This is a genomic window from Nostoc piscinale CENA21 (assembly GCF_001298445.1).
In the GTDB taxonomy this organism is placed as follows: domain Bacteria; phylum Cyanobacteriota; class Cyanobacteriia; order Cyanobacteriales; family Nostocaceae; genus Nostoc_B; species Nostoc_B piscinale_A.
Window position 1 is genome coordinate 4,637,874 of the sequence record NZ_CP012036.1, and the last position, 13,266, is coordinate 4,651,139.

13 protein-coding genes and 1 pseudogene are annotated in these 13,266 nt (G+C 42.0%); 11 read left to right on the top strand and 3 right to left on the bottom strand.

Annotation, left to right across the window (positions count from 1 at the left end; all coding sequences use genetic code 11):
* Positions 1 to 61 precede the first annotated feature (61 nt).
* The 7 genes from ACX27_RS19940 to ACX27_RS34075 all read left to right on the top strand — a co-directional run bounded on the left by ACX27_RS19940 (position 62) and on the right by ACX27_RS34075 (position 5,869).
* Positions 62 to 1,252 carry a DUF4336 domain-containing protein gene (locus ACX27_RS19940; RefSeq protein ID WP_062295126.1) on the top strand — a complete coding sequence of 397 codons (1,191 nt, stop codon included), beginning with the start codon at positions 62 to 64 and terminating at the stop codon, positions 1,250 to 1,252.
* A 221-nt stretch (positions 1,253 to 1,473) separates the two neighbouring features.
* Positions 1,474 to 1,905 (top strand): hypothetical protein, encoded by a 432-nt coding sequence (locus ACX27_RS19945; RefSeq protein ID WP_062295127.1) that lies wholly within the window; start codon positions 1,474 to 1,476, stop codon positions 1,903 to 1,905.
* A 113-nt stretch (positions 1,906 to 2,018) separates the two neighbouring features.
* Positions 2,019 to 4,094, top strand: a complete 2,076-nt coding sequence (locus tag ACX27_RS19950) for a tetratricopeptide repeat protein (protein ID WP_062295128.1) — start codon at positions 2,019 to 2,021, stop codon at positions 4,092 to 4,094.
* Positions 4,095 to 4,153: 59 nt separating this feature from the next.
* Entirely contained in the window at positions 4,154 to 4,696 is a 543-nt protein-coding gene (locus tag ACX27_RS19955; RefSeq protein WP_062295129.1) for a hypothetical protein, read from the top strand.
* Positions 4,693 to 5,064, top strand: coding sequence for a hypothetical protein (locus ACX27_RS19960; RefSeq protein WP_062295130.1), 372 nt, complete (start codon positions 4,693 to 4,695; stop codon positions 5,062 to 5,064). Before ACX27_RS19955 ends, ACX27_RS19960 begins: the two co-directional genes overlap by 4 nt.
* A gap of 234 nt (positions 5,065 to 5,298) precedes the next feature.
* Entirely contained in the window at positions 5,299 to 5,469 is a 171-nt protein-coding gene (locus tag ACX27_RS19965) for a hypothetical protein (RefSeq protein ID WP_235526279.1), read from the top strand.
* Positions 5,470 to 5,662: 193 nt separating this feature from the next.
* Complete coding sequence (locus ACX27_RS34075; RefSeq protein ID WP_235526280.1) at positions 5,663 to 5,869, top strand: PIN domain-containing protein; 207 nt, start codon at positions 5,663 to 5,665, stop codon at positions 5,867 to 5,869.
* Between the two features lie 153 nt (positions 5,870 to 6,022).
* Here ACX27_RS34075 and ACX27_RS34080 read toward each other — a convergent pair whose 3' ends face one another.
* Both ACX27_RS34080 and ACX27_RS34085 read right to left on the bottom strand, forming a co-directional pair.
* The gene (locus ACX27_RS34080; protein WP_235526281.1) at positions 6,023 to 6,310 is read right to left on the bottom strand and encodes a serine hydrolase domain-containing protein; all 288 of its coding nucleotides are present in this window, start codon (positions 6,308 to 6,310) and stop codon (positions 6,023 to 6,025) included.
* Positions 6,276 to 6,575, bottom strand: coding sequence for a serine hydrolase domain-containing protein (locus ACX27_RS34085; RefSeq protein WP_062295132.1), 300 nt, complete (start codon positions 6,573 to 6,575; stop codon positions 6,276 to 6,278). The genes ACX27_RS34080 and ACX27_RS34085 overlap by 35 nt, the downstream gene beginning before the upstream one ends.
* 306 nt (positions 6,576 to 6,881) lie before the next feature.
* Here ACX27_RS34085 and rpsO point away from each other — a divergent pair, with 306 nt between their 5' ends.
* From rpsO to ACX27_RS20000, 4 genes and pseudogenes are all read left to right on the top strand, one after another.
* A complete protein-coding gene (gene rpsO / locus ACX27_RS19985; RefSeq protein WP_062295133.1) occupies positions 6,882 to 7,151 on the top strand; it encodes a 30S ribosomal protein S15 in 270 nt (89 codons plus the stop codon).
* A gap of 12 nt (positions 7,152 to 7,163) precedes the next feature.
* Positions 7,164 to 7,632, top strand: a pseudogene (locus ACX27_RS19990) (photosystem II biosynthesis protein).
* A 347-nt stretch (positions 7,633 to 7,979) separates the two neighbouring features.
* Complete coding sequence (aroF, locus tag ACX27_RS19995) at positions 7,980 to 9,038, top strand: 3-deoxy-7-phosphoheptulonate synthase (RefSeq protein WP_062295134.1); 1,059 nt, start codon at positions 7,980 to 7,982, stop codon at positions 9,036 to 9,038.
* A 225-nt stretch (positions 9,039 to 9,263) separates the two neighbouring features.
* Positions 9,264 to 12,740: a PAS domain S-box protein gene (locus ACX27_RS20000; RefSeq protein WP_062295135.1), complete on the top strand. Its 3,477-nt coding sequence runs from the start codon at positions 9,264 to 9,266 to the stop codon at positions 12,738 to 12,740.
* A gap of 60 nt (positions 12,741 to 12,800) precedes the next feature.
* Here the strand turns inward: ACX27_RS20000 and ACX27_RS20005 are convergent, their stop codons facing one another.
* The gene (locus ACX27_RS20005; protein ID WP_062295136.1) at positions 12,801 to 13,223 is read right to left on the bottom strand and encodes a peptidoglycan-binding domain-containing protein; all 423 of its coding nucleotides are present in this window, start codon (positions 13,221 to 13,223) and stop codon (positions 12,801 to 12,803) included.
* Between the last annotated feature and the right edge of the window lie 43 nt (positions 13,224 to 13,266).

Consider the following 13,266-nt stretch of genomic DNA (forward strand, 5'->3'; position numbering starts at 1 on the left):
CAAGCTCTGAGTATTTTAGGATAAGGACATGGCAAGAGATTAGGATTGGGTCAATTCATCTATGGATCTCAGCAACAACCCAAAAGATTGGTCATGGCCGTTTTGGCCTGTTGTTCCCCTTTATCCCTACAAGCAACGGCGGACACATTGCCAAGAAATTGTGAAAGATGCAATTTGGACATTCGACCAACTGCATGGCATTCTCTATACTATTGTCCCGATTCGGATGACGGTGATTAAGCTGACAGGTGGTGGTTTGTTGGTGTATGCACCTGTCGCACCAACTAAAGAATGTGTGCGGATGGTGCAGGAGTTGGTAGCAAAGCATGGTGAGGTGAAGTACATCATTCTCCCAACCAGTTCTGGTCTTGAACACAAGGTTTTCGTCGGCCCCTTTGCCAGAAACTTTCCGCAAGCGCAGGTGTTTGTTGCGCCTCATCAATGGAGTTTTCCGTTCAACTTACCACTGAGTTGGTTAGGGTTTCCCCAAAACCGGACTCAGGAACTACCAGAAGATGCTAGTCTTGCGCCGTTTGCCGATGATTTTGAGTATGAGGTGTTAGATATTAACTTGGGACGAGGTTCTTTTGGGGAAGTGGCATTGTTTCACAAGCGATCGCACACCCTACTGTTAACCGATACAATCATCTCCATACCCGAAAATCCTCCGGCTATCTTGCAACTAGACCCATACCCCTTGCTATTCCACGCCAGAGAAAATGCCCTCCAACCCATTGAAGATAACGCCGCAAACCGCCTTCAAGGATGGCAGCGTATTGCCTTATTTGCGATTTATTTCCGTCCCAGTGCATTAGATATAGCAGGACTCGGTGAAAGTTTTCGCGAAGCTTTACAAGCACCAAACCATTCTCGCCAAGCATACTTCGGTTTATATCCATTTCGTTGGCAAGAAAATTGGCAGCAGTCATTTTATGCCCTGAGTGGTAATGGTCGTTTATTTGTCGCCCCAATTTTGCAAACTCTCATTCTGCCCCAAGCACCGCAACAAGTCATCGACTGGGCTAACAAAGTTGCAAAATGGAATTTTCAACAGATTATTTCTTGTCATTTTGATGCGCCTATTGCTACCACTCCCCAGCAATTCCGACAAGCATTTAGTTTCTTAGAAAAGCAGCCATCAGTCAGTTCAGAAAGTCAGCCTTGGTTAGAAAAAGACTGTCAATTCATCAAAGAACTAGAAGCAAATTTACTCAAGCAGGGTATCGCTACTCCTCCCAAAGAGAAGGTGTAATAACATTGGCAAGAGGCAGGAGGCAGGAGGCAGGAGGCAGAAGGGAAGAGGGTTTTAGCCTCCTTTACATAGTTGGGTTTATTGATGCTTACCTACTTATCTGAAGTTGCAGAAATAGATTTTGCGTACACAATTTTAGATTTTGAGCCAAAAAACAAAAATTAATTACAATTACGTTAATATGAGCTTGTATAAATAACTTTAGTTAACTGCGTATATAAATGGATATCGCGCTGATCGTCAAATTTCTCGCGCCCTGTCTGCCATTTCTGCTCAACGTGGGTGGTAAAGTTGCAGAAGGCGCATCACAAAAAGTTGGTGAGGATGTTTGGAATAAAGCTAAAGCTATTTGGGGAAAGTTACAACCCAAAGTAGAAGCTAAGGAAGCCGCCAAAGAAGCTGCTGTGGATGTAGCACAAACTCCAGATGATGAAGATTTACAAGCAAGTTTGCGAGTGCAACTAAAAAAGATTTTGGATGCTGATACAACACTGGCTGAGGAAATCGCCCAGATTTTGCAGGCAACAAAATCTGATGATAGCTCTGTTAGCCTCAACGCTCAAGCTTACGACGAAAGTATACAGATAAATACAGCAGGTGATGTTAATCAGCCAAACTATGATTTCAGCCGAAATATCAATAGCCCAAAGTAACTAACCACATTGCTGTTTATGGTACTGCACAGCAAGAAATAGTAGAGTGGCTAGAACGCAGTACCAAAGCTGAATCACCGGGAGTTCTCAAAGCGGGTAACTCCCCTAAAAACTTGGCTTATTGGCAAGGGCGAAAAACCGAAATTGCCCAAGTTCAGCAATGGTTAACTGATGAAAATACCTGTTTAATTGGCATAGAAGGCATCGGTGGCACAGGTAAATCGATGCTGGCAGCGAAAATTTATGCTGAAATTGCCGGGTTCCCCAAGCGATTTTGGGCTGATGTCAGTAATGGTGAAGGTTTTAGCGATGTAGCCAGAGAAGTATTAACACAATTTGGTTTTCCTGTGCCAGAACAAGAAGCGCAGTTAGTAGAAGCGTTAGTTAGGTGTCTGCGTTCTGGGCAATTTTTACTGGTTATTGACAATCTGGAAAGTTTATTACAACCTGATCGACAGTGGGGAAGTTTATTTTACGGTGAGTTTTTCCAAACATGGATAGAATCTGGTGGTAATAGTAAGGTGTTAGTCACCACAAGGGAAAGACCGGAATTAAAAGGCTTTGCATGGCTACCCTTGAAAGGTTTGCAAGTAGATGAAGGGGTTGCACTATTAGCAGAATTGGGCATTAAAGGCGATTTAGGGGAGTTTGTGGAATTAGTAGATGGGCATCCCCTATTGTTGAGATTGGTAGCAGACTTATTAAAGGAAGAATACTCACAAGACCCGGATTTAAGCAGATTAGCAGATTTAGGCTTAGGAAATTTGCGGCAGTTATTAACAGATTCCCAAGTGGTAGGTGTGCATCGCCGGGAAAATGTGGGGATGGTATTGGTGTTGGATGCCAGTTTTGCAAGATTGAGTGAGTTACAAAAGGCGTTATTACTGAATATTAGTGTTTATCGTGGTGCGGTTGACAGTGCCGCATCTGTGGCATTGTTGCCGGGAAGTACAGAACCAGAGATTGAAGCAGAATTAAGGAATCTGGTTAAGCGTTCTTTATTGGTAGAAAAACTTAATGGTAAGCGGCGATTTGAATTTCAGCCTGTGGTTTTGGAGTATGTGCGGTATAAAGCTGGTGAACAGACAGAAGCACATCAACGAGCCATTGACTATTATCGCTCAATTGCTAAACAATCACCTTGGACAACAAAAGACGACGTTCAAGAATACTTGGAAATCTTTCATCACTTTTATCAGTTGCAAGATTATGATTCTGCTTTTGATGCGCTTTGGTTTTGCGATGATTTTTTAACCTTGCGGGGTTATTACATCGACCAAGTGGAATTATATGGGCAGTTAGTAAGTAAATGGGCAGAAATTGGTGATAGAGAAAATTGGAATTATCGAGCTGCTCTCACTTCATTAGGCAATGCTTACCGTTCTCTGGGAGAGTACCAACGGGCGATTGAGTTCCACAAGCAGTCTTTGGAAATATCAAGGAAGATAGGCGATCGCAATGGTGTTGGTAATTCCTTAATCGGTTTAGGCAATGCTTACGATTCCCTGGGAGAGTATCAACGGGCGATTGAGTTCTTCCAGCAGTCTTTGGAAATATTTAGGGAGATAGGCGCTCGCGATGGCGTTGGTAAATCCTTAAACAATTTAGGCAATGCTTACAATTCCCTGGGAGAGTACCAACGGGCGATTGAGTTCCACCAGCAGTCTTTGGAAATCAAAAGGGAAATAGGCGATTGCAATGGCATAGGTAGTTCCTTAAACAATTTAGGCAATGCTTACAATTCCCTGGGAGAGTACCAACGGGCGATTAAGTTCTACCAGCAGTCTTTGGAAATATCAAGGGAGATTGGCGATCGCAATAGCGTTGGTAATTCCTTAATCGGTTTAGGCAATGCTTACTGTTCCCTGGGAGAGTACCAACAGGCGATTGAGTTCTTTCAGCAGTCTTTGGAAATATCAAGGGAGATTGGCGATATTCGAGGGGAAGCGACAGTCTGGTTTAATTTAGGTTTGACATTAGAAAAAGTCAACCGAGAATCAGACGCGCTTGGTGCTTATCGCAATGCTCGTGAACTATTTCAAAAAATGGAACTTGATGCTTATGTACAACGTTGCAACAATAAAATCGAGCGAATTTCGCAACCACAAACGCTTGTAGTTTCTCTCCGTGGTTTTTGGGGGTGGTTGCGGCGGTTGTGGCGTTGGCTTCGCTCTTGGTTGCGGCGGTGACTTTATCTCACGCAGAGTCGCAGAGCCACAGAGAAGAAACTTTATAGAGATACTATTTAATGAATTTCAAGCCAAAAGAACTGATCATCACCAAACTGGAGCAGGGATTACCCGCTATTACTCCAGCCTTTGGTGCAGCGTTAGCAGAAGCTTGTGCTGTTTGCTTGAATGATCAAGGAAATATCCAAGGTGTAGAACTTCAAGTTCAAGGAGACTTAACAGATGTTTTCAAAATTTATTGGCAAGAAGTCACAGATCAAATGTTGCGATGTTGGAATGACAATGAATACACTACAGAACAGGCAGCCTATGGAATTACCCTGTTAATCATTCAAGAACTTACTGAATATACAGTTGTCGAACGTTCTCGCAGAGGAACTGGATTTGATTACTGGTTAGGCAAAAAAGGTGACAATAATCAACTGCCATTCCAAAATGCAGTTAGGTTAGAAGTCTCAGCCATCCGTCAGGGTGATGACAGTAAGATAAAAGCTAGAGCTAAACAAAAATTGGAGCAAGTAAACTCTGTTGATAGTAGTCTACCAGTTTACATTGTGATTGTTGAGTTTAGTAAACCTTTGTGTTTTGTAATGAAAAAATGAACCAGATTCAAGATTTACATAAACAAGCAATGGATTTAGCTGAAATGGCACAAGTTGCTAAACTCAAAGGCGACTCTGTTTTAGCTTTACAACTCTCTAAACAAGCATTTGAAAAAGAACGGTTAGCAGCAGAATTAATTGTCAATAATTTTGCAGCAGAACCTACACGTTCAGTCTTACATCGTAGTGCCGCAACTTTAGCAATTGACTGTGGAGAAATTGCAGCAGCAGAACGTTTAATTGCCGTAGCTTTATCAGGCAATCCGCCTCAAGAGATTGCCGAAGAACTCAAGGATTTATTTGTGCAGATTAACATTGATAAATATTTTGCACGTCGTGGTATTGAATTTGATTCAGCCAAACTATAGTTATAGGCTTTATTGCCTAGCAAGGAATTTTAGAATTTAATTATTAACCGAGAATCAAACGCACTGAGCAATCTCAATGCCCCTGAACCGCCGTAGTTTTTGGGGGTGGTTTCGGCGGTAAACAAAATCCATTCACGTATAATTAATATAAGCTGTTAATTTTCAACGTCTTAATCACCTATGTAAAAACTAGAAATAGAACTTGATCAAGAAACATTTGCCAAAATCAACCAATTGGCACAAACCTATAATTGTCAAGTGTCAGACTTAATTGCAGCCATGATTGGGCATCTCACTCAACCTGAAATTCTTAATGATAAATTTATCGGTAAATGGGCTGATGACGCTGAATTAGTTGATGAAATGGTTGCAGATATTTTAAAACACAGGAATTATAGAAATTAAAGTTAGGTGTGAGAAAATCTTTAATTGATAATTTTAAAATTAATGCTAAATCTATTACTTATAGAGCTATATGGACACAGAACACAATTTTTGTGATTACTGTTTCCGAAATCATCAAGGGATGGAGGAAAACAAATCGAAATGATCGCATTCAAGAGTTTTTAGCAGATTTGTCTCTACTATAAATCTTGCCTTGCCTTTAGACCACAGATGTGCAGAATTTTCAGGTTTGATTCAAGCGGATTTAGAAACATCAGGACAACCAATCGGATTAGCAGATGTCTTAATAGCTGTTACAGCGATCGCAAACAACTTAGTTTTAGTCACAGGTAATACTAAACATTATCAAAAAATCCAAGAGTTAGGATACGCTTTAGTAATCGATAATTGGCGAGAATGAGTTTTTTTGATTCATAGTCATAATGAACCAGATTCAATATTTACATAAATAAGCAATGGATTTAGAGGAATTGTAAGATTGAATCATTAACCGAGAATCAAACGCACTGAGCGATCGCAATGCTGGTGAAATGGTATTACTACCTAAAAGGTATTAGTTAAGTGGTGGCTGAAGTTCTAGTTTCCTCAGAGATGGACAGTAATATCCGGCGATTTCTTTAGCGATCGCATCCGGTCGGGAAATATTATCTGAATTAAGAAAGACAATTACGGTAATTTTGTCATCTATAAAGCGAGTGATATTGCTGGCAAATCCTAAAATTTCCCCATTATGTCCGACTACTCGGCGATCGCCATAATTCAATACCTGCCAACCCAACCCTGCTATATATCTCAACTTATCCCAATTATCGCCTCGTTTTGGAGGATGAGGAGTCCACATCGTTTCTAGGGTTGATTTTTTTGGCGATCGCTTCCTCTAGCGAAATTACCCCTTCCTCTACCAACATCATAGTAGCTGTGGCGGTAAATGTTTTGCCCACAGAAGCAATTTCATAAACTGTGCGTTCGGTTGCTGGTACAGAATGTTCGACATTTGCCAAGCCATAGCCTTTAACTAAAACAGGTTCGCCTTCTTGGATAACTGCAACTGACAGTCCAGGAATTTGGTTTTTAGCCATTGTGGCTTGAATATAGTCGTCAACCATGATTGATCTAATACTATTTTGGATTTTAGATTTTGCCAAAAGTGCGGGGGTTTCCCCTTTTGAGTTATGTTTTTAAATACAGTAAATCGATAAAGTTAGTGATGTATGTTTAACTGTAGCAAGGATTTTAGGGTTTACATCTATATCAGGTTTTTCGTGAAATGGTATGAGTTAAAATAACTGTGAAAGTTTAGCCAAAATACTCATAGATTAATAATCACTGCCAACCAATTCCCCATACAGCTTTATGGCTGTGATATTATGGGAGACTGCTGCATATATTTAGAAAAACTAGAAAAATAGATCATGGCTCTGACGCAACAGCGCAAACAAGAAATAATTTCCAACTTCCAAGTTCACGAAACCGATACTGGTTCAGCTGATGTCCAAATCGCAATGTTGACCGAGCGAATTAACCGCCTCAGCGAACACCTCCAAGCTAATAAAAAAGACCACTCTTCCCGACGTGGTTTGCTTAAGCTTATTGGTCATCGTAAACGCCTGCTGGCTTATCTCCAACAAGAAAATCGGGAAAAATATCAAGCTTTGATTGCTCGCCTTGGTATTCGTGGATAGGGACTATCGCTTATGTCTGCTGAAGAATCTGAACGCAGTCGTTTGCCTTTTGAACCGAACAAAAAAACGCCAAAAATCTGTAAAAGTTCAAAAAAATCCGATCAAGTCCAATAATCCCGCAGAATCAGCCAGCCAGAAACAGCCATTTACAAAAGAAGAAATGGCTATTCCCCAAGTGGTGAGTCAGCGGATGATTCGGCGAGTGGCATTTTTTTGTGGTGTCCCCACAGCTTTAGGGATTACTACATTAGTAGTTAGCTATCTACTGGCGACGCAAGCCCAAATCAAATTAGCTCCTGTTGCCGTATTACTGGTTAATATGGGGCTATTTGGTTTAGGTGTGCTAGGCATTACTTACGGCGTTCTTTCAGCCTCTTGGGATGAAGAAAGACCTGGAGGTTTACTCGGAATCAGCGAGTTTTCCACCAATTTCGGACGTATGGTAGCGGTTTGGCGCGAAACTCGACAAAAGAACCTCTGATAATTGGCGCTCAGGTATTCAGATAACTCAGTATTGGGTAATTTACGTGTAAATGTTGAAGTTAAAGTTATATAACTTCAACATTGCTAATCCAGAAATCTACTATCTGATGTCACTCAATATTCAGTAGTTCCAAGACTGAGCGCCTTATTTTTTATATAGATGTTGCCAAGGTAATTAGGATATCAGTAAACATGAACGGCAGCAAAAGACTTCTAGCTCTGTAACTTATAGCCTAATAAATGTTAATTTCTCATCATTAAAAATTACGCGCAACACTGAGAAGTACGACAATATAGTTAAGCTTATTCAATTGATATTTCACTCAAATCATTAGGTAATTAAAAATGATCGTAGTCATGAAGATTGGTTCCCCAGAGGCGGAAATCAACCGCATTGACGAGGAACTAACTAGCTGGGGACTAACACCAGAAAAAATTATAGGTAAACACAAAGTCGTAATTGGTTTGGTAGGTGATACTGCTGATTTAGATCCCCTACAAATTCAAGAAATTAGCCCGTGGATTGAGCAAGTCTTAAGGGTAGAACAGCCTTACAAACGCGCTAGTCGTCAATTTCGTCATGGTGAAGCCTCAGAAGTGGTGGTGAATACTCCTGATGGTGCCGTTGTTTTTGGGGAACAACACCCTTTGGTGGTTGTGGCTGGCCCTTGCTCTGTAGAAAACGAAGAAATGATTGTGGAAACCGCACAGCGAGTTAAAGCCGCAGGTGCTAAGTTTTTGCGTGGCGGTGCATACAAACCCCGGACTTCTCCTTATGCTTTTCAAGGACATGGTGAAAGTGCTTTGGATTTACTAGCCAAGGCGCGAGAAGTCAGTGGGTTAGGTATAATTACTGAAGTGATGGACGCTGCTGAACTCGATAAAATTGCTGAAATTGCCGATGTTGTGCAAGTAGGGGCGAGAAATATGCAGAACTTCTCGCTGCTGAAAAAAGTAGGCGCACAACCCAAACCAGTGCTGTTGAAACGGGGAATGTCATCCACAATTGAAGAGTGGTTAATGGCGGCTGAGTATATTTTGGCGGCGGGAAATCCGAATGTGATTTTATGTGAGCGGGGTATTCGCACCTTTGACCGCCAGTACACTCGCAACACTCTAGATTTATCGGTAGTACCTGTGTTGCGAAAACTCACACACCTGCCAATTATGATTGACCCTAGTCATGGTGTCGGCTGGGCGGAGTTTGTACCTGCAATGGCAATGGCGGCGATCGCATCTGGTACTGATTCTCTCATGATTGAGGTGCATCCCAACCCGAAAAAAGCCTTATCTGACGGGCCACAATCTTTGACACCAGAACGTTTTGACCAGTTAATGCAAGAATTGGCTGTAGTTGGCAAAGCTGTAGGACGCTGGCCACAACCCGCTGTGGCTTTGACTTAACGGGAAACAGGGAGTAAGTAACAGGGACTATCTGTGACGGGGGATTTAAGCTCCCGTCAAGACTTACCACCTAATAATGCCTGCAATGGAAATTGCGATCGCTAAATAATCACAATCAAAACTTAGACCGCAGAATTATCTGTCGAGATTGGGTATAAACTTTTCACAATTGCAGATTGTAGATTTTGGTTCACAATTATGTTTAGATAGCCAAACCAAATCATAATGCGCTCTTGGTTAAATAGTACACTTCGCATTCGCCTAGTATTTCTTGTCCTTTTAGCTGTTGTTCCAGCACTAGGATTAATTCTGCACACTGCTTCCGAACAACGGCGTACCGCTACAGTAGAAGCACAAGAACAAACACTCAGGCTGGCGAGATTGGCAGCTAATAACCAAAAGCAGGTGGTAGAAGGAACTCGTCAACTGCTGATGATCTTGGCACAGTTAGCAGTTGTGCGTCAGGGAAAGTCAGCAGAGTGTAATCAATTACTGGCAGATATCCTCAAACAACATTCAGCTTATGCTAATTTTGCTGTACTGAATTCTCAGGGAAATATTATCTGTTCTGGGTTGCCTGACTCTGGCTTGCTAAATCCCAAAGACCGCACTTATTTTCAACGTGCTGTGCAAACCCGGAAATTCGCAGTTGGTGATTATCAAATCGGTCGTAGCACTAAAAAAGCTACCTTAAATTTTGCTTACCCAATTTTAGATAAAACTGGGCGTGTGCAAACTTTGGTTGTTGCGGCACTAGATTTAGAACAGTTAAACCAGTTGGCGGCGCAAGTCAAAATGCCTCCAGACTCAGTGTTGAGTGTGGTTGATAACAATGGAGTACTTTTAGTCCGCTATCCTCATCCAAATGCTTGGGTTGGCAAATCTTTACCACCAAATGCTCTCACAAGGATGAAAAATGCTCAGGGTGAGGGTATTGATGACGTGACGAGCCTGGATGGAGTACAGCGAATTTTTGCTTTTGTTCCTATAGGCAATAATCCACTCAACCCCGATGGATATATTCGAGTGGGAATTCCCAAATCGGCAGTTCTGGCAAATGTTAATAGTTTATTATTCAAAAATTTAATTAGTTTGGGTGCGGTGACTTTTTTGGCGATCGCCGCTGCTTGGATAGGTGGAGATGTGTTCTTTCTCAGACAAATCCAATCTTTGGTACAAACAGCCAAGATATTAGGTAGTGGTCAACTCAACACACGTACTGGACTGTCTCATCTATCGGGAGAATTTGGTCAACTGGCGCAAGCAATTGACGAAATGGCCGCCGCACTAGAAGTACGGGAGATGGCGATCGCTTCTTTAAGCCAAAATATGCAAACTTTATTTGAGTTAATTCCTATCGGCATTCTGATCACAGAAGATATGGAATTTCAGGAGGTTAAATCTAACCCCGCATTTGCTGAAATGTTAGGTATCTCTCCGAACATTAATGTTTCGGCGACTCCTGTAAATGCACCGCCGCCAAATTATCAAATTCTGCGGGATGGCCAGGAACTTTCTCCAGAAGAATATCCGCTACGCTATGCGGCCTTGCATAATACCGAAGTTAAAGGCACAGAAGTTGATATTGTGCGGGCTGATGGTAGCATATTTAATTTATTTGGTTATGCAGCGCCCCTAGTTGATCAGCAAGGTAATCCTAGGGGAGCGGTAGCAGCTTTTTTAAACATTACTGAACGCAAGCAAACTGAAGAACGCACACATCGATTGATGAGCCAGGTACAAGAACAAGCCAATATCTTAAATGCGATTCTCTCGGCTTCAGTGGATCATATTTTTATTTTTGATCGGGATGGTCGTTATCAGTATGTCAGTATCGGCGGTGCTGCCGTTTTAGGCTGGAAACCAGAGGAAATGTTAGGTAAGACTTGGCAAGAACTGAATTTTCCTCCAGAAACTTTGGCAACGATGGATCAGTTAGATAGCCAAAGAGAAAAAGTCATGGCTACCGGACAACCCATCAAAGCAGAAAGTGAATATTGTGGCGCTGATAGAGTCCATTGTTACGAATATGTTTTGGCTCCTCTATACAATCCTGAGCAAGCGATTGCTGGTGTAATTGCCATATCCCGTGATATTAGCGAACGGCAAGCTGCACTGCGTGAACGTCTGCGAACTGAACAAGCACTACGCCAAAGCGAACAACGCCTGCGACTGGCACAAAGAGCGGGCAAAATTGGCACTTGGGAGTGGAATTTAAGAACTGGTGAGGTATATTGGTCGGAAGGAATCTGGGATATCTTGGGATTGGAAGTAGGTTCAGAAGCACCTGGATTCAAACCTTGGGTTGATTTTATCCACCTTGAAGATCGCCCACGCATCATGGCAAGCGTTGAAACAGTCTTAGCGGCGGGTAAAGAATATTATGACGAATTTCGCATTGTTCGCAGAGATCACACAATTGTTTGGTTAGCATCCAAAGGTAAAATTATCCGCGATGCAGATGGAGAAGCTGAACGGTTTTTAGGAGTCAACATTGACATTAGTGAACGCAAACAAATCGAAGCAGAACGAGAAGAATTATTGTTACGTGAACAAGCGGCGCGAGAAGGAGCTGAAACCGCTAACCGCATCAAAGATGAATTTTTAGCGGTATTGTCTCATGAATTGCGAACACCACTGAATCCGATTCTTGGTTGGATTACATTACTACGGACTCGCAAATTAGATCCAGAAAAAACAGCCATCGCCTTAGAAACCATCGAACGCAATGCTAAATTACAAACTCAACTCATTGGTGATTTATTAGATATTTCTCGCATTTTGCAAGGCAAATTAACAATGACGATTACGCCAGTTGATTTAGCGACAATTATTGCAGCAGCCCAAGAAACAGTGAGGTTAGCAGCCGAAGCTAAATCAATTGAAATTTATACCGAAATCCCACCGGATATCTCGCCTTTTATGGGAGATGCCAGCCGTCTGCAACAGGTAGTGTGGAATTTGCTGACGAATGCTGTGAAATTTACTCCAACTGGCGGCGAGGTTAAAATCAAGTTGGAGTCTGCTGCTAATTATGTCCAGATTCAAGTGAGCGATACAGGCAAAGGCATTACGCCAGAGTTTTTACCTTATGTTTTTGAAACCTTCCGTCAAGCCGATAGTGCCACAACTCGGAAATTTGGTGGACTAGGATTAGGATTAGCAATTGTGCGTCATATTGTGGAAATGCACGGTGGTACAGTTCACGCCCATAGTCTCGGAGAAGATACAGGAGCTACCTTTACAGTCAAGTTACCACTGATCACTAAAGTTCTTCAATCCCATCAAAATCCCCCATTAGCCAAAAAATTATTGGATTTACACGGTGTGCAAGTGCTGATAGTCGAGGATGAACAAGATACCAGAGAATTACTAGTGTTCACAATTCAGGAGTATGGCGCACAAGTCAAAGCTGCTGCATCCGCTGATGAAGCATTAGAAATTTTAAAACAATCTCAGCCGGATATTTTAGTGTGTGATATTGCTATGCCAGAGATGGACGGCTACACACTCATCCGTCAGATCAGAACTTGGCCTAAAGAACAAGGTGGACAGATCCCGGCGATCGCCCTCACAGCTTATGCTGGAGAATCAGATCACCAACAAGCCCTCGTCGCAGGTTTTCAAAAACACTTATCTAAACCTGTGGATCTGGAACAATTAGTAGAAGCGATCGCTAGTCTCTGCAAGATGGGATTTTAGATTGAGAATGGTATCACTAATCCTCTACTCCCAACTCCCTACTCCCTATATTTAACAAATTTAAATTAACTGTTTTGCCACCCTATCAAGATTTTTACGAATTTCTAAAGTGGCGACACCAGTGATTGCGCCTTCGTCCTCAGCCGAATATTGGGCGGCAAATTTTTTGACTGCGGCTACAGTTCTAGGGCCATAAAAGGGATAATCTTTGGGTAAGTCTGCTTTGACTACTACATTCAATTCATATTGCAAAATTCTGATCACTTCTTCCGCTTTCGCCATTGTTTTTGGCCCCACTACACCATCTACCTGTAGTCCATAATCTGCCTGAAAGTTTTTGATGGCTTGTACAGTTTTGATGGTTGTGAGTGGCGAATTATCTTTACTAACCGGAAACCCCTGCCCTAAAGCAGCAAAATCTTGAGCTAGATATCCTAATCCAAATAAAACAGAACGGAATTGAGCATTGTTATAGGTAATCATATTTACTAAAGCTCCATATCTTCAGGCTGCAAGATTGAATTAC

Coding starts and splice junctions, on each gene's coding strand:
- aroF (WP_062295134.1), top strand. CDS start 7,980: ATGATCGTAGTCATGAAGATTGGTTCCCCAGAGGCGGAAATCAACCGC.
- ACX27_RS19955 (WP_062295129.1), top strand. CDS start 4,154: ATGAATTTCAAGCCAAAAGAACTGATCATCACCAAACTGGAGCAGGGA.
- ACX27_RS19960 (WP_062295130.1), top strand. CDS start 4,693: ATGAACCAGATTCAAGATTTACATAAACAAGCAATGGATTTAGCTGAA.
- ACX27_RS34080 (WP_235526281.1), bottom strand. CDS start 6,310: ATGTGGACTCCTCATCCTCCAAAACGAGGCGATAATTGGGATAAGTTG.
- ACX27_RS19940 (WP_062295126.1), top strand. CDS start 62: ATGGATCTCAGCAACAACCCAAAAGATTGGTCATGGCCGTTTTGGCCT.
- rpsO (WP_062295133.1), top strand. CDS start 6,882: ATGGCTCTGACGCAACAGCGCAAACAAGAAATAATTTCCAACTTCCAA.
- ACX27_RS19945 (WP_062295127.1), top strand. CDS start 1,474: ATGGATATCGCGCTGATCGTCAAATTTCTCGCGCCCTGTCTGCCATTT.
- ACX27_RS20000 (WP_062295135.1), top strand. CDS start 9,264: ATGCGCTCTTGGTTAAATAGTACACTTCGCATTCGCCTAGTATTTCTT.
- ACX27_RS20005 (WP_062295136.1), bottom strand. CDS start 13,223: ATGATTACCTATAACAATGCTCAATTCCGTTCTGTTTTATTTGGATTA.
- ACX27_RS34085 (WP_062295132.1), bottom strand. CDS start 6,575: ATGGTTGACGACTATATTCAAGCCACAATGGCTAAAAACCAAATTCCT.